The sequence below is a fragment of the Burkholderia perseverans genome, from assembly GCF_022870505.1.
Taxonomy (GTDB): domain Bacteria; phylum Pseudomonadota; class Gammaproteobacteria; order Burkholderiales; family Burkholderiaceae; genus Burkholderia; species Burkholderia plantarii.
Genome location: NZ_CP045093.1, coordinates 3,398,638 through 3,415,476 on the forward strand (window position 1 = coordinate 3,398,638; position 16,839 = coordinate 3,415,476).

Genomic DNA, 16,839 nt, shown 5'->3' on the forward strand with positions numbered 1-16,839 from the left:
ACACTTCAGCGCAGCGTTTACAACCACTCCTTCCCCAAAACAAAAATGCCGTTCAGTTGCTTAACTGAACGGCATTAGCCCTCGGGCAGCCTTTTTTCATGGCGGCGCGCCACGCGCCGCCGTTCCCCTTCGTCAGATCCCGCCGTCCAGGATGCGCAGGTAGAACGCGTGCTCGGCATCGAGCGCATGCGCCTGGTTCGCGGCCTTGCGGAAGCCGTGCCGCTCGTCGGCGTAGTAGTGGACCTCGTTCGGCACGCCGTTCGCCTCGAGCGCGGCAACCATCGTGCGCGTCTGGTCCGGCGTCACCACCGCGTCGAGTTCGCCCTGGAAGAAGATCACCGGCGCACGGATCGCATCGGCATGCACGAGCGGCGTGCGCGCCAGATAGCGCTCGCGGTCGGCCACCGGATCGCCGATCAGCCAGCGCAGGTAGCGCGCCTCGAACTTGTGGGTGTGGACGTCGAGCTGCAGCGGATCGCTGACGCCGTAGAGGCTCGCGCCGCCGCGGAACACGTCGCGGAACGCCAGCGCGCAGAGCACCGTGTAGCCGCCCGCGCTGCCGCCGCGAATGAACGCGCGCCGCGCATCGACGAGGCCCTGCCCGGCCAGATGAGCGATCACGGCGCAGGCGTCGTCGACGTCGGCGATGCCCCAGGTCAGGTGCAGCGCCTGCCGGAACGCGCGGCCGTAGCCGGTGCTGCCGCGATAGTTGAGCAGCACGATCGCGAAGCCGCGCTGCACCCAGTACTCGTGGCGCGGGCTGAACACCGGATACAGCGCCGCCGTCGGCCCGCCGTGCGCGAACACGATCACGGGCGGCGGCTCGCCGGCACCGGTACCGGCCGCCGCGTCGGGCAGGTAAAGGTAGCCGTAGGCGTCGCCGTCGCCGCTCGGGAAGCGCAGCGCGCGCGGCTGCGTGATGCGCGCGGCCGGGATCGACGCGGCCACCTCGCGCAGCACGCTGACGCGATGGTCGCGTCGGTCGATCGCGAGGATCGCGGCCGGGCAGGTCGGCGAGGCGGCCACGCAGTACAGGTGCGTGGCGTCGGCGGCGAGATGGTGGAACAGGTTGTAGTCGGGCGCGAGCGGCGTGAGCGTGCCGTCGGCCGCGTAGACGCCGAGCCGGCCCCAGCCCTCGTCGAACCAGCTGGCGAACACGGCACCGTCGTCGAGCGGCAGCCAGCTGCAGGCGCCGAGCTGCCACGGCGCGGCCGCATGATCGCCGGCCGCGGCCGGCAGCGCCACGAAGCGCTCGCCGTCGAGCCGCCACGGCTGCCAGAAATCGCCGCGATCGCCGAGCCAGACGAGCCGCCCGTCGCGATCGAAGGCCGGCTGCTGCAGCGCCTCGTCGTGCGCCGCGCCGGCCACCACGCGCGGCGCGCCGGGTCGCCCGTCCGGCCCGGTCTCGCGCAGCACGAGCTGGGTGGCCGTCCACGGCTGGTGCGGATGCTGCCACTCGATCCAGGCGAGCCGCGCGCCGTCGGCGCTCTGCACCGGCGACGCGTAGAAATCGGCGCCCTCGGCCAGCAGCTCGCGCGTGCCGTCGTGCAGGCCGACCGACACGAGCCGGTGCGTCTCGCCGTCCTGCTCGACAGCCAGAATCCGCCCGCGCGAGGCGCGCAGGTCGCCGTAGCGCAAGCCCTCGGCGGTCAGCGGCTCGGGCGCGGCGAGGCTGTCGGGCGAGAAGCGGTAGATGCGCTGGTCGCTCTCGTTGACGAACGCGACCACGTCGCCGGCCACGCAGAACGCGCCGCCGCCGTATTCGTAGACGCGTCCGCGCGCGCTGAAGCCGTCCGGGCTCACGCGCTCGATCGAGCCGTGGCGCGCGCGCCAGATCCGGCACATCGCGTCGGCTGGATCGTATTCGGTCCAGTACACGCCGGACGGGCCGGCGGTCAGTTCGACGAAGTCGCGCCCGGCGGCGACGGCGGCTTCGGCCGTGAGCGGCGCGCCGTGGTCATGGACATCACGGGTTGAGTCGGCGGGATTCCCTGGCATTGCGGAAGATCAGCGGATGAGTGGTGGAGGGGGCGGGCGGGGCCTGCACGGCTTCGTCGCGCGCGCGCAGGATCACCGGGTGATAGGGCGACTTGCTGCACACCGGATCGGCGTTCGCCGCGTCGCCGGTCAGCATGTAGGCCTGGCAGCGGCAGCCGCCGAAGTCCTTCGGCTTCTCGTCGCACGAGCGGCACGGCTCGGGCATCCAGCCGTCGCCGCGAAAGCGGTTGAAGCCGAACGAGTCGTACCAGATGTGGCGCAGGTCATGCTCGCGCACGTTCGGAAACGCGATCGGCAGCTGCCGCGCGCCATGGCACGGCAGCGCGGTGCCGTCCGGCGTGACGGTCAGGAAGATGCTGCCCCAGCCGCTCATGCAGGCCTTCGGCCGCTCCTCGTAGTAGTCGGGCGTGACGAAGATCAGCTTGCACGGATGGTTCGCGGCGGCGAGCTGCTCGCGGTATTCGTTGGTGATGCGCTCGGCGCGCGCGAGCTGCTCGCGGGTGGGCAGCAGCGCCTCGCGGTTCAGGAACGCCCAGCCGTAGAACTGGCAGGTAGCCAGCTCGACGAAATCGGCCTCGAGCGCGATGCACAGCTCGATGATGCGGTCGATATGGTCGATGTTGTGGCGATGCGTGACGAAGTTCAGCACCATCGGATAGCCGCGCGCCTTGACCGCGCGCGCCATCGCGAGCTTCTGCGCGAATGCCTTGTCGGAGCCGGCCAGCATGTTGTTGACCTGCTCGTCGCTCGACTGGAAGCTGATCTGAATGTGATCGAGCCCGGCGCGCTCGAACGCGTCGAGCTTCGCCTCGGTCAGCCCGATGCCCGAGGTGATCAGGTTCGTGTAGAAGCCGAGCCGGCGCGCCTCGGCCACGAGTTCGGGCAGGTCCTCGCGCACCAGCGGCTCGCCGCCCGAGAAGCCGATCTGCGCGGCGCCCAGCGCGCGCGCCTCGCCCATCACGCGCACCCAGTCGGCCGTACTCAGCTCCTGGCCCTGGCGTGCGAAATCGAGCGGATTCGAGCAGTACGGGCACTGCAGCGGGCAGCGATAGGTGAGTTCGGCGAGCAGCCAGAGCGGCAGCCCCACGGGCGCGGCCGGGGCCTCGCTCGCGACGGCGCGGGCCTGGGTGGCGAGGGCGTCGGGCATCGGCTCAGCCCAGCTCGATCCAGTGCTTCTCGTGCGCGACGAGCATGAACTGCTCGACGTCGTCGCCGAGCTCCGGCACGCCCGGGAACTGCACGTCGAGCTCGGCGATGATCGCCGCGACGCTGCGCTCGCCGTCGATCAGCGCGCCGATCAGCGCCGCGCTCTCGTTGAGCTTGATCATGCCCTCGGGATAGAGCAGCACGTGCGCGTCCTGCGCCGGTTCGAACTGGAAGCGGTAGCCGCGACGCCACCTCGGCGTCTGTTGTCGATCGAAGCTCATCACGCGATTCCCTTGATTCCCTTGTGCCAGACCCGCTCGGCGGTCACGGTGTGATACGGAGGACGATCCAGTTCGTAGGCCATCGACATCGCGTCGAGCATGCTCCAGAGGATGTCGAGCTTGAACTGCAGGATCTCCAGCATACGCTGCTGGGCCTCGAACGTCGTGTAGTGCGCGAGCGTGATCCGCAGGCCGTGCTCGACGTCGCGGCGCGCCTGGCCGAGCCGCGAGCGGAAGTATTCGTAGCCGCGCGGATCGATCCACGGGTAATGGCGCGGCCAGGTGTCGAGCCGCGACTGGTGGATCTGCGGCGCGAACAGCTCGGTCAGCGAGCTGCTGGCCGCCTCCTGCCAGCTCGCGCGGCGCGCGAAGTTCACGTAGGCGTCGACAGCAAAACGCACGCCCGGCAGCACCAGCTCCTGCGAGCGCAACTGGTCCGGATCGAGCCCCACGGCCTCGCCGAGCCGCAGCCAGGCCTCGATGCCGCCGTCCTCGCCGGGCGCGCCGTCGTGGTCGATCAGGCGCTGGATCCATTCGCGGCGCACCTCGCGGTCGGGACAGTTGGCGAGGATCGCCGCGTCCTTCAGCGGGATGTTGACCTGATAGTAGAAGCGGTTCGCGACCCAGCCCTGGATCTGCTCGCGCGTCGCGCGCCCTTCGTACATCGCCACGTGGAACGGGTGATGGATGTGATAGAAGGCGCCCTTGGCGCGCAGCGCCTGCTCGAACTGCTCGGGGTCGAGGGCGGGTTGGGCGGTCTGGCTCATGTCGGTTTCGTTTCCAGTGAAGTCGGTGGTGGCGGACGACGGATGGCGGGCGGGCGGCCAGCGCTCGGCGCGGGCCGCCCGCGGATCAGAGTTCGATCCGCATGCCGTCGAACGCGACCTCCACCTGCCGGCGCGCGAGTTCGGCGCGTTCCGGCGAGCGTTCGTCGAGGATCGGGTTCGTGTTGTTGATGTGGGTGAGGATCTTGCGCTGCGCCGGGAAGCGTTCGAGCACCTCCAGCATGCCGCCGGGACCGCTCTGCGCGAGGTGGCCCATCTCGCGGCCGGTGCGCGTGCCCACGCCGCGGCGGCGCATCTCGTCGTCGTGCCAGAGCGTGCCGTCCACCAGCAGGCAGTCGGCCACCGCCATGCGCGCGGCGAGCGCATCGTCCACGGCGCCGAGCCCCGGCGCGTAGAACAGCTTGCCGCCGCTGCGCAGGTCCTCCACCACCAGGCCGATGTTGTCGCCCGGATGCGGATCGTGGCGGTGCGGCGAGTACGGCGGCGCCGCGCTCTGCAGCACGAACGGCGAGAAGCGCAGCGCCGGGCACGCGGCGATCGTGAAGTCGCGGCCGGGCGCGATCGGGTTCCAGCGCAGGCCGCCGTTCCAGTGGCCGAGCATCGTGAACAGCGGAAAGCCGGTGCTGAGATCCTCGTGGACCATGTCGGTACACCAGACGTCGAGCGGGCAGCCCTCGCGCAGGCTCAGCAGGCCCGTGGTGTGATCGATCTGGCTGTCCATCAGCACGATCGCGGCGATGCCGGTGTCGCGCAGCGCGCGGCCCGGCTGCAGCGGCGCGAACTGCTGGAGCTGCGCGCGGATGTCGGGCGAGGCGTTGCAGAGCACCCACGAGACGCCGTCGTCGGAGATCGCGAGCGACGACTGGGTGCGTGCGCGCGCCTCGATGGCGCCGCTACGGAAGCCCGCGCAGTTCGCGCAGTTGCAGTTCCATTGCGGAAAGCCGCCGCCCGCCGCGGAGCCCAGGATCTGTATGTGCATGCGTGATGTCGTGAAGGGCCGCCGGGGGCCGCGAGAGCGCGCCGCGAAGGCCGCGCGGCCGGCTCACAAGAAAAACAGCCCCGGCGAACCGAGGCTGGTCATACGGCCTTGCAGGAGGCGCGAATCAACGATTCGAGATGTACATCGTGATTTCGAAACCGAGACGCAGGTCGGTGTAGGCAGGCTTGATCCACTTGGACATGGCGATTCTCCATTGGGGCGATACGGGGGTGCGGGCCGTCCGGCACCGGGCCGGACAAGAACGGAACCGGGAACAGACAACGCGTCCGCGGCGGCTGCCGTGCGATCGCGTTCGCTATCGAACAGGTCCGGTGCCATCGTACCACTTTGTCCGGGATGGTGAATCGAGGCGCCCCGAGGCCCGCCGGACGGGCCTGGGCGGGCGGCCAGGCGCGCCCCCCGCCGCGCCGCGAGCGGGCACCGCAAGCCTGCCGTCAAGCCGCCGCAAGACCGCCGTCAGGCCGCAGTCAGCCGCTTGCCGGCGCGGCATGCTCGCCGCCTCGCCTTGCTCATTCCATCGTCAGGATGATCTTGCCGACGTTCGAGGCCGACTCCATCCGGCGATGCGCGTCGGCCGCGCGTGCCAGCGGGAACGTGCTGTCCACCACCGGCTCGAGGCTCGCGCCGCCCGAGAAGCGCGCGAGCCAGTGCTCGCGGAAGCGCCGCACCATCGCGTGCTTCTCGGCCTGCGGGCGCGACTTCATCACGGTGCCGAGGATCTGCAGGTGCCGGTACAGGATCGTCTCCAGCGCGACGCCCACCTCCGCGCCGCCGCCGAGGATGCCGACCTGCACGAGCCGGCCACCGTCGGCGAGCGAGGCGAGATTGCGCGCGAAGTACGGCGCGCCGATGAAATCGATCACCACGTCCACGCCGCGCCCGCCCGTCTCGCGCGCGACCACCTCAGCGAAATCGTGCGCGCGGTAGTCGATCGCGAGATCGGCGCCGAGCTGCTCGACGCGCTCGCGCTTGCCGGCGTCGGCGGTCGCGAACACCTTCGCGCCGGTCGCGTAGGCGAGCTGCACGGCCGCCGAGCCGACCCCGCCCGCCGCCGCGTGGATCAGCACGCTGTCGCCGCGCCGCAGGCGGCCCAGATGCAGCAGCGCCTCGTGCGCGGTGACGAACACCTCGGGGATCGCCGCCGCGTGGATGTAGTCGAGCGCGGCCGGCACCGGCATCGCCATCCGGTAATCGATGCGCGCGACCTCGGCATAGGCGCCGCCGCCCACCACGCCCATCACGCGGTCGCCCACCGCGAAGCCGGCCGTGTCGCGGCCCGTCTCGATCACCTCGCCGGCGATCTCGAGGCCCATCAGCGTCGAGTCGCCGAAATCGGGCCGGCCGTAGCCGCCACGCCGGTGGGTGAGATCGGCGCGGTTCACGCCGGCCGCGTGGACCCGCACCAGCAGGTCCGTGGGGCGCGTCTCGGGCGCGGGCAGCTCGGCGAGTTCGAGCACGTCGGCATCGCCGAAGCTGGGAAAGACGATGGCTTTCATGATGGGGTTGCCTCGATATGGATGGGGATGGGGATGCGACTCGGATGACATTCGCGGGCCGGCTTCATGCCTGGCTGATGAACTGATTGACCAGATACGGCGCGATGCCTTCGGCGCCGCCCTCCGAGCCGTGGCCGCTCTCCTTGATGCCGCCGAACGGCAGCTCGGTCGCGACGATCCGGTACTGGTTGATGCCGACCATGCCGGCCTCGAGCCCGTCGCCGACCGCGAGCGCGGTGCGCGCGCTGCTCGTGAACGCATAGGCGGCCAGCCCGTAGGGCAGCCGGTTCGCCTCGGCGAGGCCGTCCTCCAGCGTGTCGAAGCGCATCAGCACGGCGATCGGGCCGAACGGCTCCTCGTGCATCACGCGCGCGTCGGCCGGCACCTCGGCCAGCACGGTCGGCTCGAAGAAGAAGCCGTCGCCCGCGATGCGCCGCCCGCCCGTCAGCACGCGCGCGCCGCGCGCCACCGCGTCGGCCACCAGCGCCTCGACCTTGGCCAGCTGCCGCGCGTTGGCGAGCGGCCCCACCTGGGTGCCGGGCCGCAGGCCGTCGCCCACCACCAGCGCGCGCGTGGCGGCCACGAACTGCTCGACGAACGCGTCGTAGGCGCGCCGCTGGATCAGGAAGCGCGTCGCCGAAATGCAGACCTGCCCGGTGCCGCGAAAGCGGTTCGCCGCGCCGCCGCTGGCCGCGTGCGCGAGATCGGCGTCGTCGAACACGAGCACCGGGCCGTGGCCGCCCAGTTCGAGCGTGACCGGCTTGACGCCCTCGGCCGCGCGCGCCGAGAGCAGGCGCCCGACCGGCGCCGAGCCGGTGAACGCCACCTTGCGGATCGCGGGCGAGGCGATCAGCCGGCGCGAGACCTCGTCGGGCACGCCGAACACCACCTGCAGCACGCCCTTGGGCAGGCCCGCGTCGTCGAGCGCGCGGGCCAGCGCGAGCGCCGTGGCCGGGCTTTCCTCGCCGGGCTTGAGGACCACGCTGCAGCCGGCGGCCAGCGCGGCCGACAGCTTGCGCGCCGGCGTGATGGCCGGGAAGTTCCAGGGCGTGAACGCGGCCACCGGGCCGATCGGCAGGCGCCTGACGAGCTGCTGCACGCCGGGGCGGTTCGACGGCACCACGCGGCCGTCGATGCGGCGCGCCTCTTCCGCGAACCATTCGAAATACTCGGCCGCGCGCAGCACCTCGTCACGGCTCTCGGCAAGCGGCTTGCCTTCCTCCAGCGTCAGCAGCGTGGCGATCCGCCCGGCGCGCTGGCGGATCAGCGCCGCCGCGCCCTTCAGCACGCGGGCGCGCTCGGCCGGCACCGTGCGGCGCCATCCGGCGAAGGCCCGCGCCGTGGCATCGAGCGCGCGGTCGAGGTCGGCCGCCGTGGCGAGCGGCACGCGGCCCAGCTCGCGGCCGCTGGCGGGATTGATCACGGGCGCCGTGGCGCGCGCGCCGGCCGGCAGCCATTCGCCGTCGATGAACAGGTGCAGCGCGTCGTAGGCGGGAGCGGGGGCGGCTTCGGTCGCCGCGTCGGGGCGGGAAACAGGATGCGTCATGCGCTTCTCCAATCAGTAATCCGAATCGATTCATGGCGAAGCCGGCACGCGAGGCATCGGGCCGCCGGCGGCTTCGGGAAGGTTGGAGCCGCCTCGCCGGATCGGGCGGTGCGAGGCGTCGAACCATGCCGTGCAGTCTAGGGACGGCCGGCGCGCCGGGTTAGCCGCGCGCGAGGGAAACAATCTTGTCCGCCACAGCAGAATCGGAACGCCGAAACGGCTTGCCGGAACGGCGCGTCGAATTCATCATGCACGCTCGTCATCGGGCCGCGGCCGGCCCGGGCCAGCCGCAATCAGGGAGCACGGATGGACAAGTTCCACAACATGTCGGTGTTCGCGAAGGTGGTCGAGATGGGCAGCTTCACGGCGGTCGCGAATCATCTCGACTCGACCGTCGGCAACATCTCGCGCGCCGTTTCCACGCTGGAGGAAACGCTGAACACGCGGCTGCTGCACCGCTCGACGCGGCGCCTGACCGTCACCGACGCGGGCCGGCGCTTCTACGAGCGCTGCGCCGCGATTCTCGCCGATCTCGACCATGCCGAGGCCGAGGCGCGCGACGCGCTGCTCGAACCGCGCGGCCTGCTGCGCGTCCACAGCGTGCCGGGGCTCGGGCGCGGGCTCGTCACGCGCGCCGTGCTCGCCTACCGCGCCGCGTTCCCGCAGGTCAGCGTCGACCTGCGCCTGTCGCAGCGCATGCCGAACCTGCTCGAGGAGCAGCTCGACGTATCGATCGTGATCGCCCGCGCGCTGCCCGATTCGGCCTACGTCGGCCAGCGCCTCGGCAGCAGCCATTGCGTGCTGGCGGCCTCGCCAGCCTATCTGGCCGCGCATCCGGCGCCGGCGCGGCCCGAGGATCTGGCCGATCACCGCTGCGTGCTGCTGGCCACCGTCGACTACGCGCCCGACGTCTGGCAGCTGCACGGCCCCGACGGCGAGACGACGTTCCGGCCCGCCGGCCCGTATCTCGCCGTCAACGACATGGAGGCGATGGCCACCGCGCTGCGCGAGGGCGCCGGCATCGGGCTGCTCGCCGGCTTCGCGGCGCTCGACGAACTGCGCGCGGGGCGGCTCGTGCGCGTGCTGCCCGGGTTTCATACGCACGAGCGCAACGTTTACGCGGTCTACTCGTCGCGCCAGTTCGTCGATGCGCGCATCAAGCGCTTCGTCGAACTCGCGCGTACTGAGGTGGGCCAGGCGCTCGATGCCGGTGCGCGTGAATTGGGTATCGTGGCGGACGAGGCCGCGGCGGGGCGTTGAATATGCCCTGGCGTCCACCGGGCGCAGGGTTCGCGGGCCGCGCGATGCGCTAAGATCCGCGCTCTCCCCCTTCGCGCGAGGCAAGCGGCATGAGCATCGAACTGACGAAACCGACACGCGACGAAGCCATCGCGTCGCTGCAACGCTACTTCGAACAGCACATGGACGAGCCGATCGGCAACGTCACGGCCGGCGCGCTGCTCGCGTTCTTCCTCGAGGAGATCGGCCCGTCAATCTACAACCAGGCCGTGGCCGACGCGCAGGAACATTTGCAGCGGCGCGTGATGGAACTCGATTTCGAAGTCCACGAGGACGAATTCCCGTACTGGCCGAAGCACGCGCCGAAGACGAAGACGCGGAAGTAAAGGCGCGACTGCGCGTTGCCTTTCCTGAAATCAGGGCGGGCAAATCCGAACCTTCAAGCCGGTATGGTCGCAACGAGTCGCGGTGGGAGTCTTCCTCACATGTACATACGTGTATTTACATGAAACGAGGCATGACCTATAGTACATCCGGCGTACATCCCAAAGGAGCCGAAAATGCACACCACCCGCGTTTTCAAGAATGGCAACTCGCAAGCCGTTCGCATCCCGGCCGACCTCGCGTATGACCGTAACGACGTCGAAGTCGAAATCGAGCGCATTGGCGACGAAATTCGCATTCGTCCGGCGAGGCGACCACTCGCCGGCGTGCTCAAAAAGTTCGCTAAATTCGGGCCGGATTTCATGGCGGAAGTGCGCGGGGAGCAGGAGCAGGCCGAGCGCGAGGGATTGTGATGCCACGTTTCATGCTCGACACGAACATGTGCATCTACTTGATGAAGCACCAGCCGGAAGCAGTCGCGCAGCGATTTGCGCAGTGCTATGTCGGGGATGTGGTGATGTCCGCGATCACTTACGCTGAACTCGAGTATGGCGTGACAGTTTCAGCAAACCGCGCTCGTGAACGCCGCAATCTCATCGCGCTGATCGAGGATATCCCCGTGGCCCCGTTCGATGCCGCCGCAGCGGTGGCATACGGGCCGGTGCGCGAAGCCACGCGCGAGCGCAAGAAGGACGCGCTCGACAAGTTGATCGCCGCGCACGCGATGGCACTCGACGTCATTCTGGTTACCCACAACGAGCGCGATTTCGCCGGCTATCCGGGCATCAAGCTCGAGAACTGGACCAATCCCTAGGAAAACGGCCCGCCGAGGCGCCCGGCCTCACGCGCCCACCTGCCCCAGCAGCCATTCGCGGAACGCCACCACCGGCGCCTCGTTCTCGCGCTCCTTGCGATAGACGAGGTAATAAGCCAGTTCGCAGGTCTGCGCGAGTTCGAACGGGCGCACGAGGCGCCCTTCGGCGATGTCGCGTTCGACCAGCGTGGTGCGCCCGAGCGCGACACCGTTGCCCGAGATCGCGGTCTGGTACGCGGCGGCCGGATCGCAATCGACGTCCTTCAGGTGGCCGGCCTTGCCCAGCCACGAGCGCCAGGTCGGGAACACGCCGAAGTCGCTCATCGAAATGTCGTGCAGCAGCCGGTGATGGCGCAGCTCGGCCGGGCTCGTCAGCGGATGCTCGCCCTGCATCAGCGCGGGGCTGCAGACCGGAAAGAAATCGTCGCGCAACAGGTAGGTCGACACCATCTCGGGCCACGCACCGCGACCGTAGCGGATGCCGGCGTCGATCCGCTTCGTGGTGAAGTCGACCAGCTCGCGGCTCGTGTCGATGCGCAGGTCGTAATACGGATGCTGCGTCTGGAACGACTCGACGCGCCAGAGCAGCCACTTGTCGGCGAACGCGGGCGGCACCGTGACCGTGAACACGATCCGCGACTTGCTCGCGCGCAGCCGCTCGACCGCCGTGGACAGCAGGTCGAAGCCCGCCTGCAGCTCGGGCAGCGCGACGCGCGCGGCGTCGGTCAGCGTCAGGCGCGACGGCCCCGAACTCGCGCGATGGAACAGCTCGACGTCGAGGTAGCTCTCGAGCCCGCGAATCAGTTGCCCGACGGCGGCCGGCGTGACGTTCAGCTCGGCCGCGGCGGCCGGATAGCTCAGGTGCCGCGCCACCGCATCGAAGGCGCGAAGGGCGTTCAGGTTGTTCGGTGCGCGCATGATCGGGGCTCGACGAAAGGCTGGGGGAACGCTCGGGCGTCGAGCGGATTGTCCCAGCGGCCCCGCAGCCGGTCAACCGCGCGGCGGGCGGCCCGTGGAGCTGCCCGCCGGCGCGCGCGCGCGGTTCGCCGCCGCCGGCGCCCGCATCAAGCGCACATCAAGCGCACATCAAGCGCACATCAAGCGCGCGCCAGGCATGCAGCGGCGGTGGCCAGGGTTCAACGACGCGGCACGTTGCGATCGAGGAACTGGTGGATCACCGGCGCGATCTCGGCGACGTGCGTTTCGAGCGCGAAGTGGCCGGTGTCGAAGAAACGCACTTCCGCGTTCGGCACGTCGCGCTTGAACGCCTCCGCGCCCGGCGGCAGGAAGAACGGATCGTTCTTGCCCCATACCGCGAGGATCGGCGGATGGTACTTCCGGAAGTAGGCCTGGAACTCCGGATAGCGCGCGACATTGCTCGCGTAGTCGCGGAACAGGTCGAGCTGGATCTCGTCGTTGCCGGGGCGCGCGACGAACGCGGCGTCGAGCGTGTAGGCCTCGGGCGCGACCGCGTCCGGATCCTTCACGCCATGCGTGTACTGCCACTTGATCGCCTCGGGCTTCAGGAACTCGCGCAGCGCGTTGCGGTTTTCCTCGGAAGGATCCTTCCAGTACTTCTGGATCGGGTTCCAGCCTTCGCTCAGGCCTTCCACATAGGCGTTGCCGTTCTGCGAAATGATCGCCGTCACGCGCTCCGGATGCGCGACCGCGAGGCGCCAGCCGACCGGCGCGCCGTAGTCGAACACCTGCAGCGCGTACTTGTCGAGGTGCAGCGTTTCGGTGAAGTGGTCGATGGTGCTGGCGAGGTGGTCGAACGTGTAGGCGTACTGGCCGCGGTCCGGGCTCTGCGTGAAGCCGAAGCCGGGCAGGTCCGGCGCGATCACGTGGTAGCGGTCGGCCAGGCGCGGAATCAGGTCGCGGTACATGAACGACGAGGTCGGGAAGCCATGCAGCAGCAGCACGGTGGGCGCCGACGGGTTGCCGGCCTCGCGGTAGAACACCTTCACGTCGTCCACCTGTACGAAGTGATGGCTGACCACCGGCACGGCGGCGGCCGGCGCGACGTGCGAGGCGGCCGCCTCGGCGTCGCCGCCCGCGATGCCGCCCACGACGCCGACCGTCATCAGCGCGCCCATCAGCAGCTTGTTGATCTTCATGGCAAACCTCCAGTTCTCGGTAATGAATCGACACGGAAATGTCGTGGACAGGTGTCGTGGTTTTCTTGTAACCATCAACAACGTTTTTGAAGGTTACTTATCCATGCAGTAACCTGTCAACAGAAATTTTATGAGTTACAATCCGTCCATCGACTTTCCCGGGAGGGCAGGATGAGCACCGAAACCTCGACGGGCGCGCAGCCGGTGCTGTTCGTCGGCGACAACCTCGCGCTCGATTTCATCAACACCGCCTATGGCGTCGGCGACGGGCGCTGCGACCACCTCACCAGCGACGCGAGCGTGATCGAGTGGCTGCGCCAGGCCGGCGCGCTGCCCGACGACCATCGCGAAGCCGCGCCGCCGGGCCTGCTGGCCGCCGCGCTCGAGCTGCGCACGGCCGCGCGGCAGCTGGTCGAGAAGCGCCAGGCCGGCAAATGGGGCGATCCGGCCGCGCTGAACCACGTACTCGGGTTCGGCAGCCGGCATCTGGAACTGCAATGGAAGAAGGGCGGGCAGCCCGAGATCGTGTCGCGGCAGACCGCCCTGCACCCGGCCGCCACGCTGCTGCCGGTGGCCGAGGCGCTCGCGCGGCTGCTCGCCGACGTCGATTTCACGCTGGTGCGCAAGTGCGAATGCGAGGACTGCACGCTGATGTTCCATGACCGCACGAAATCGCACCGGCGGCGCTGGTGCAGCATGGCGATGTGCGGCAACCGCATGAAGGTGGCCGCCTATCGCGCGCGGCAGAAGGCCTGAAACGGCGCCGCGCACGACATGAAGCCGGCCCTGGTCCTGATGGAACCGGGGCCGGCTTCGTTGCCGCTTCGGATTCACCAGCCTGAAACCATCAGGCATCCGAATCATTGCGTGGACTATCGCGCGATAACCACCGGCGTTGGATCAGATCTGCGAAAGACCGCCGTCCACCACGAGTTCGGCGCCCGTCACGTATGACGCGTCGTCGCTCGCGAGGAACAGCGCCGCCTTCGACTTCCACCGCCGCGCCGATCCGCTTGAGCGGCACGGCCGCCGCGAGCGCCTCGCCCGACTTCTGCAGGTCCGCGTCGGGGATGCCCATCTTGCTCGCGAACGGCGTGGCGATCGGGCCGGGGCTGACCGCGTTCACGCGGATGCCGCGCGGCGCGAGTTCGGCGCCGAGCGAGCGCACCAGCGAACGCACGGCGGCCTTGGTCGCCGACAGGATCGACAGCCCCGGCGTGCCGACCTCGTTCAGGAACGAGGTGGTCACCACGATGCTGCCGCCGTCCACCAGGTGCGGCGCCGCCTTCTGGATCGTGAAGAACAGGCCCGTCACGTTCAGCGCGAACTGCTCCTCGATCTGCTCGGCGGTCACGTCCGCGAGCGGCGCGGCCTTGCCGGCGCCCGCGTTGGCGAACACCACGTCGATCCGGCCGTGCGTCTCGACCACCTCGGCGATCGCGCGGTCGATCTGCGCCGGGTCGCGCAGGTCGGCCTGCAGCGCCGTGACCTGATCGCCGAGTTCGCGCTCGGCGTCCTTCAGGCGCGCCGCGTTGCTGCCCACCACCACCACCTTCGCGCCTTCGTCGCGAAACAGCTTCGCCGCTTCCAGGCCGATGCCCGAGGTACCGCCCGTGACCACTGCCACCTTGTTTGCCAGCTTCATGATGTTGCTCCTTCGAGTGCGTTGAGAGGGGATGTCGGCGGGTGCCGTGTGTGGCGTCCCGTTGGCTCAACTATCGTCGCCGGCCGCCGCGGCGTCGAACGAGAAGAACTGGCGAGGCCGGATAGAAAAACTATCCGGGTATGAACGGGGCCCGGCCGCGGCGCGGCGGCAGCGGCCGGCACGCGCCGCGCGGCACAGTCCGTTTCGCGACAGGAACTGCCACGGCGGCGCGAGACAGGCGGCGGCGCGGGCGCCACGATGGCGTTCGTCCCCTCTGCGCTCCCCTGGATTCCCGATGATGAAACCACCCGCCTTCCTCCTGCCGCTCGGCGCGATCGTGCTGTGGGCCGGCAACGTCGCCGTCTCGAAGCTGTCCGCGCATACCATCGATCCGTCCGCGATCACGTTCTACCGGCTGGTGGTCGCGATCGCGCTGATGAGCACCTTCACGCTGCGGCCCGCGTGGAGCAACCGCGCGGCGCTCGGCGCGCAGCTGCCGAAACTCTGCGTGCTCGGCGCGCTCGCCATGGCGCTGTTCCAGAGCCTCTCGTATGAGGCCGCGAAGACCACCAGCGCCACCAACATGGCGATCATCACGGCGCTGGTGCCGCTGCTGACGCTGGCGGCCAGCTCGGTGCTGCTCGGCGAGCCGCCCTCGCCGGGCATGGTGGCGGGCGGGCTGGTGTCGCTGGCGGGCGTGGCGGTGCTGATCACGCGCGGGCAGCCGGCCGCGCTGCTCGAGCACGGCGTGCAGCCGGGCGACCTGCTGATGCTCGGCGCGGCCGCCGCCTACGCGCTGTACGGCGTGCTGGTGAAGCGCTGGCGCGTGGACCTGCCGGTCTGGCAGTCCACCTACGTGCAGGCGCTCGCCGCGCTGGCCTGCATGGTGCCGATGCTGCTGCGGCTGCCGGCCGGCGCGGCAGTGCCGACCCGCGCCAGCGTGCCGCTGATCCTCTACGCGGGCCTGTTCGCCTCGGTGGCGCTGCCCGCGCTCTGGCTCGAAGGCGTGCGCCGGCTCGGACCGAACCGCTGCGCGATGTTCATGAACCTGCTGCCGGTGGCGACCGCGCTGCTCGCGATCGGCTGGCTCGGCGAATCGCTGCACGCCTATCACCTGATCGGCGGCGGCATCGCGCTGGCCGGCGTGGTCGCGGCGCAGACGCTGCGCACGCCGCGCGCCGCCGCTGCTATGAGGGCGGCCGGGAAATCGTGAGAAGGTGTCGCGCGGAAACGCGCGGGCGGGTACCGGATGCGCGAGATGCGCGCGGCAGGCGCCGTCAGTCGTCCACCGCGTCGCGCCGCGCGCTCGCGGCGACCGCGTCGGTGGCGGCGGCGGCCAGGTCGAACAGCACCGCCTGCTGCATCGCGCTGAGCCGGCGCGGCTTGGTGTCCATCACGCAGAGCGAGCCGAGCGCGAAGCCGCGCGCGTCGAAGATCGGCGCGCCGGCGTAGAAGCGCAGCCGCGACGGCGCCGCCACGCCGGGGTTGGCGGCGAAGCGCGCGTCCTTCGACAGGTCGGAGACGGCGAACACGCCGCGCTGCAGGATCGTGTAGTTGCAGAACGCCCAGTCGCGCGGCGTGGACGCGAACGGCAGCCCGACGCGCGACTTGAACACCTGCTCGTCGCGCGTGAGCAGCGTGACGAGCGCGAACGGCGTGGCCGCCGCCTGGCTCGCGATCCGCGTCAGGCGATCGAACGCCTCGTCGGGCGGCGAGCCGGCGAGCCCGCTCCGCTCAACGGCCGCAAGCCGCTCGGCCTCGTTGACCGGTACCGGAAACGAGTAGGCCGGCAGGGCCGGTGCAGGCAGCGCCGCCTGTTCGAACCGTTCGCGCAGGCAGGCGGGCAGGTCCTGCGCCGCCGTGGCGAGCGTCAGCCGCCGCACGCGCGCGGCGGGCACGGCGCCGGGCGCCGCCTTGCCGCGCGACGGCCGGTGGATCGAAATCATCGTGGTGTGCGCGAGCCGCGCGTCGGCGAGCAGACCGTGCAGCACCGCGGCCTCGTCGAGGCCCAGCGACTCGGCCGCGACGACGATCGCGAACGGCGGCCGCGCGCCGATCGCGCGCATCGCGGCGAGCGGATCGTGATAGGCGTCGACCACGCATTCGGGCATCGGCGCGAGCGCGGCCACGCAGGCGTCGAGTTCGGGCCGCGCCGCGATCACCACCACCAGCGCCGAGCCGCGGCTCGACGCCTGCCGGCGGATCGCCGCCTCCACCGACGCGCGGCGAACGCGGCGGTGCCCGCCCGGCGTCTTCCACGACGCGAGCGTGCCGCCCTCGACCCACAATTGCACGGTGCGGATCGAGACGCCGAGCAGCTTCGCGGCCTCGGCGGTCGTCAGAATGTCGTCGGTCATGGTGCCCCCTGCGGATCGCGCGATTATGTCA

The 16,839-nt window shown here is 70.2% G+C and carries 18 protein-coding genes; 6 read left to right on the top strand and 12 right to left on the bottom strand.

What is annotated here, in order from left to right:
- Positions 1 to 132: 132 nt before the first annotated feature.
- From BpN12_RS14220 to BpN12_RS14250, 8 genes are all read right to left on the bottom strand, one after another.
- Entirely contained in the window at positions 133 to 1,998 is a 1,866-nt protein-coding gene (locus BpN12_RS14220) for an alpha/beta hydrolase family protein (RefSeq protein ID WP_246793203.1), read from the bottom strand.
- Entirely contained in the window at positions 1,967 to 3,145 is a 1,179-nt protein-coding gene (gene pqqE / locus BpN12_RS14225; RefSeq protein ID WP_246793204.1) for a pyrroloquinoline quinone biosynthesis protein PqqE, read from the bottom strand. The genes BpN12_RS14220 and pqqE overlap by 32 nt, the downstream gene beginning before the upstream one ends.
- A gap of 4 nt (positions 3,146 to 3,149) precedes the next feature.
- Positions 3,150 to 3,425: a pyrroloquinoline quinone biosynthesis peptide chaperone PqqD gene (gene pqqD, locus BpN12_RS14230; protein WP_246793205.1), complete on the bottom strand. Its 276-nt coding sequence runs from the start codon at positions 3,423 to 3,425 to the stop codon at positions 3,150 to 3,152.
- Positions 3,425 to 4,192 (bottom strand): pyrroloquinoline-quinone synthase PqqC, encoded by a 768-nt coding sequence (pqqC, locus tag BpN12_RS14235; protein ID WP_246793206.1) that lies wholly within the window; start codon positions 4,190 to 4,192, stop codon positions 3,425 to 3,427. The genes pqqD and pqqC overlap by 1 nt, the downstream gene beginning before the upstream one ends.
- Before the next feature lie 85 nt (positions 4,193 to 4,277).
- On the bottom strand, positions 4,278 to 5,189 hold the full coding sequence (pqqB, locus tag BpN12_RS14240) for a pyrroloquinoline quinone biosynthesis protein PqqB (protein WP_246793207.1): 912 nt from the start codon (positions 5,187 to 5,189) through the stop codon (positions 4,278 to 4,280).
- A gap of 124 nt (positions 5,190 to 5,313) precedes the next feature.
- Entirely contained in the window at positions 5,314 to 5,391 is a 78-nt protein-coding gene (pqqA, locus tag BpN12_RS33395) for a pyrroloquinoline quinone precursor peptide PqqA (RefSeq protein ID WP_013691668.1), read from the bottom strand.
- Positions 5,392 to 5,719: 328 nt separating this feature from the next.
- Positions 5,720 to 6,706, bottom strand: a complete 987-nt coding sequence (locus BpN12_RS14245; RefSeq protein WP_246793208.1) for an NAD(P)H-quinone oxidoreductase — start codon at positions 6,704 to 6,706, stop codon at positions 5,720 to 5,722.
- A gap of 64 nt (positions 6,707 to 6,770) precedes the next feature.
- Positions 6,771 to 8,252: an NAD-dependent succinate-semialdehyde dehydrogenase gene (locus tag BpN12_RS14250; RefSeq protein WP_246793209.1), complete on the bottom strand. Its 1,482-nt coding sequence runs from the start codon at positions 8,250 to 8,252 to the stop codon at positions 6,771 to 6,773.
- A 306-nt stretch (positions 8,253 to 8,558) separates the two neighbouring features.
- Between BpN12_RS14250 and BpN12_RS14255 the strand changes: the two genes are divergently transcribed.
- From BpN12_RS14255 to BpN12_RS14270, 4 genes are all read left to right on the top strand, one after another.
- Entirely contained in the window at positions 8,559 to 9,512 is a 954-nt protein-coding gene (locus tag BpN12_RS14255) for a LysR family transcriptional regulator (protein WP_246793210.1), read from the top strand.
- An 89-nt stretch (positions 9,513 to 9,601) separates the two neighbouring features.
- A complete protein-coding gene (locus BpN12_RS14260) occupies positions 9,602 to 9,877 on the top strand; it encodes a DUF2164 domain-containing protein (RefSeq protein ID WP_246793211.1) in 276 nt (91 codons plus the stop codon).
- A gap of 174 nt (positions 9,878 to 10,051) precedes the next feature.
- Positions 10,052 to 10,288: a type II toxin-antitoxin system VapB family antitoxin gene (gene vapB, locus BpN12_RS14265; protein ID WP_246793212.1), complete on the top strand. Its 237-nt coding sequence runs from the start codon at positions 10,052 to 10,054 to the stop codon at positions 10,286 to 10,288.
- Complete coding sequence (locus BpN12_RS14270) at positions 10,288 to 10,689, top strand: type II toxin-antitoxin system VapC family toxin (RefSeq protein ID WP_246793213.1); 402 nt, start codon at positions 10,288 to 10,290, stop codon at positions 10,687 to 10,689. Before vapB ends, BpN12_RS14270 begins: the two co-directional genes overlap by 1 nt.
- A gap of 27 nt (positions 10,690 to 10,716) precedes the next feature.
- Here BpN12_RS14270 and BpN12_RS14275 read toward each other — a convergent pair whose 3' ends face one another.
- Both BpN12_RS14275 and BpN12_RS14280 read right to left on the bottom strand, forming a co-directional pair.
- A complete protein-coding gene (locus BpN12_RS14275; protein WP_246793214.1) occupies positions 10,717 to 11,607 on the bottom strand; it encodes a LysR substrate-binding domain-containing protein in 891 nt (296 codons plus the stop codon).
- A 218-nt stretch (positions 11,608 to 11,825) separates the two neighbouring features.
- Entirely contained in the window at positions 11,826 to 12,806 is a 981-nt protein-coding gene (locus BpN12_RS14280; protein ID WP_246793215.1) for an alpha/beta fold hydrolase, read from the bottom strand.
- Between the two features lie 171 nt (positions 12,807 to 12,977).
- Between BpN12_RS14280 and BpN12_RS14285 the strand changes: the two genes are divergently transcribed.
- Positions 12,978 to 13,562, top strand: coding sequence for a CGNR zinc finger domain-containing protein (locus BpN12_RS14285; protein ID WP_246793216.1), 585 nt, complete (start codon positions 12,978 to 12,980; stop codon positions 13,560 to 13,562).
- A 91-nt stretch (positions 13,563 to 13,653) separates the two neighbouring features.
- Here the strand turns inward: BpN12_RS14285 and BpN12_RS14295 are convergent, their stop codons facing one another.
- The gene (locus tag BpN12_RS14295; protein ID WP_425306271.1) at positions 13,654 to 14,451 is read right to left on the bottom strand and encodes an SDR family NAD(P)-dependent oxidoreductase; all 798 of its coding nucleotides are present in this window, start codon (positions 14,449 to 14,451) and stop codon (positions 13,654 to 13,656) included.
- Positions 14,452 to 14,749: 298 nt separating this feature from the next.
- Between BpN12_RS14295 and BpN12_RS14300 the strand changes: the two genes are divergently transcribed.
- Complete coding sequence (locus BpN12_RS14300) at positions 14,750 to 15,664, top strand: DMT family transporter (protein WP_425306316.1); 915 nt, start codon at positions 14,750 to 14,752, stop codon at positions 15,662 to 15,664.
- Between the two features lie 64 nt (positions 15,665 to 15,728).
- Here BpN12_RS14300 and BpN12_RS14305 read toward each other — a convergent pair whose 3' ends face one another.
- Positions 15,729 to 16,808 carry a helix-turn-helix domain-containing protein gene (locus BpN12_RS14305; protein WP_246793218.1) on the bottom strand — a complete coding sequence of 360 codons (1,080 nt, stop codon included), beginning with the start codon at positions 16,806 to 16,808 and terminating at the stop codon, positions 15,729 to 15,731.
- Between the last annotated feature and the right edge of the window lie 31 nt (positions 16,809 to 16,839).

What these genes read in the sequence shown, in the direction of transcription:
- pqqC (WP_246793206.1), bottom strand. Translation starts at nt 4,192, where the DNA reads ATGAGCCAGACCGCCCAACCCGCCCTCGACCCCGAGCAGTTCGAGCAG.
- BpN12_RS14270 (WP_246793213.1), top strand. Translation starts at nt 10,288, where the DNA reads ATGCCACGTTTCATGCTCGACACGAACATGTGCATCTACTTGATGAAG.
- BpN12_RS14305 (WP_246793218.1), bottom strand. Translation starts at nt 16,808, where the DNA reads ATGACCGACGACATTCTGACGACCGCCGAGGCCGCGAAGCTGCTCGGC.
- pqqB (WP_246793207.1), bottom strand. Translation starts at nt 5,189, where the DNA reads ATGCACATACAGATCCTGGGCTCCGCGGCGGGCGGCGGCTTTCCGCAA.
- BpN12_RS14260 (WP_246793211.1), top strand. Translation starts at nt 9,602, where the DNA reads ATGAGCATCGAACTGACGAAACCGACACGCGACGAAGCCATCGCGTCG.
- BpN12_RS14250 (WP_246793209.1), bottom strand. Translation starts at nt 8,252, where the DNA reads ATGACGCATCCTGTTTCCCGCCCCGACGCGGCGACCGAAGCCGCCCCC.
- BpN12_RS14220 (WP_246793203.1), bottom strand. Translation starts at nt 1,998, where the DNA reads ATGCCAGGGAATCCCGCCGACTCAACCCGTGATGTCCATGACCACGGC.
- BpN12_RS14285 (WP_246793216.1), top strand. Translation starts at nt 12,978, where the DNA reads ATGAGCACCGAAACCTCGACGGGCGCGCAGCCGGTGCTGTTCGTCGGC.
- pqqE (WP_246793204.1), bottom strand. Translation starts at nt 3,145, where the DNA reads ATGCCCGACGCCCTCGCCACCCAGGCCCGCGCCGTCGCGAGCGAGGCC.
- BpN12_RS14300 (WP_425306316.1), top strand. Translation starts at nt 14,750, where the DNA reads ATGAAACCACCCGCCTTCCTCCTGCCGCTCGGCGCGATCGTGCTGTGG.
- pqqD (WP_246793205.1), bottom strand. Translation starts at nt 3,425, where the DNA reads ATGAGCTTCGATCGACAACAGACGCCGAGGTGGCGTCGCGGCTACCGC.
- BpN12_RS14255 (WP_246793210.1), top strand. Translation starts at nt 8,559, where the DNA reads ATGGACAAGTTCCACAACATGTCGGTGTTCGCGAAGGTGGTCGAGATG.
- pqqA (WP_013691668.1), bottom strand. Translation starts at nt 5,391, where the DNA reads ATGTCCAAGTGGATCAAGCCTGCCTACACCGACCTGCGTCTCGGTTTC.
- BpN12_RS14295 (WP_425306271.1), bottom strand. Translation starts at nt 14,451, where the DNA reads ATGAAGCTGGCAAACAAGGTGGCAGTGGTCACGGGCGGTACCTCGGGC.
- BpN12_RS14280 (WP_246793215.1), bottom strand. Translation starts at nt 12,806, where the DNA reads ATGAAGATCAACAAGCTGCTGATGGGCGCGCTGATGACGGTCGGCGTC.
- vapB (WP_246793212.1), top strand. Translation starts at nt 10,052, where the DNA reads ATGCACACCACCCGCGTTTTCAAGAATGGCAACTCGCAAGCCGTTCGC.
- BpN12_RS14275 (WP_246793214.1), bottom strand. Translation starts at nt 11,607, where the DNA reads ATGCGCGCACCGAACAACCTGAACGCCCTTCGCGCCTTCGATGCGGTG.
- BpN12_RS14245 (WP_246793208.1), bottom strand. Translation starts at nt 6,706, where the DNA reads ATGAAAGCCATCGTCTTTCCCAGCTTCGGCGATGCCGACGTGCTCGAA.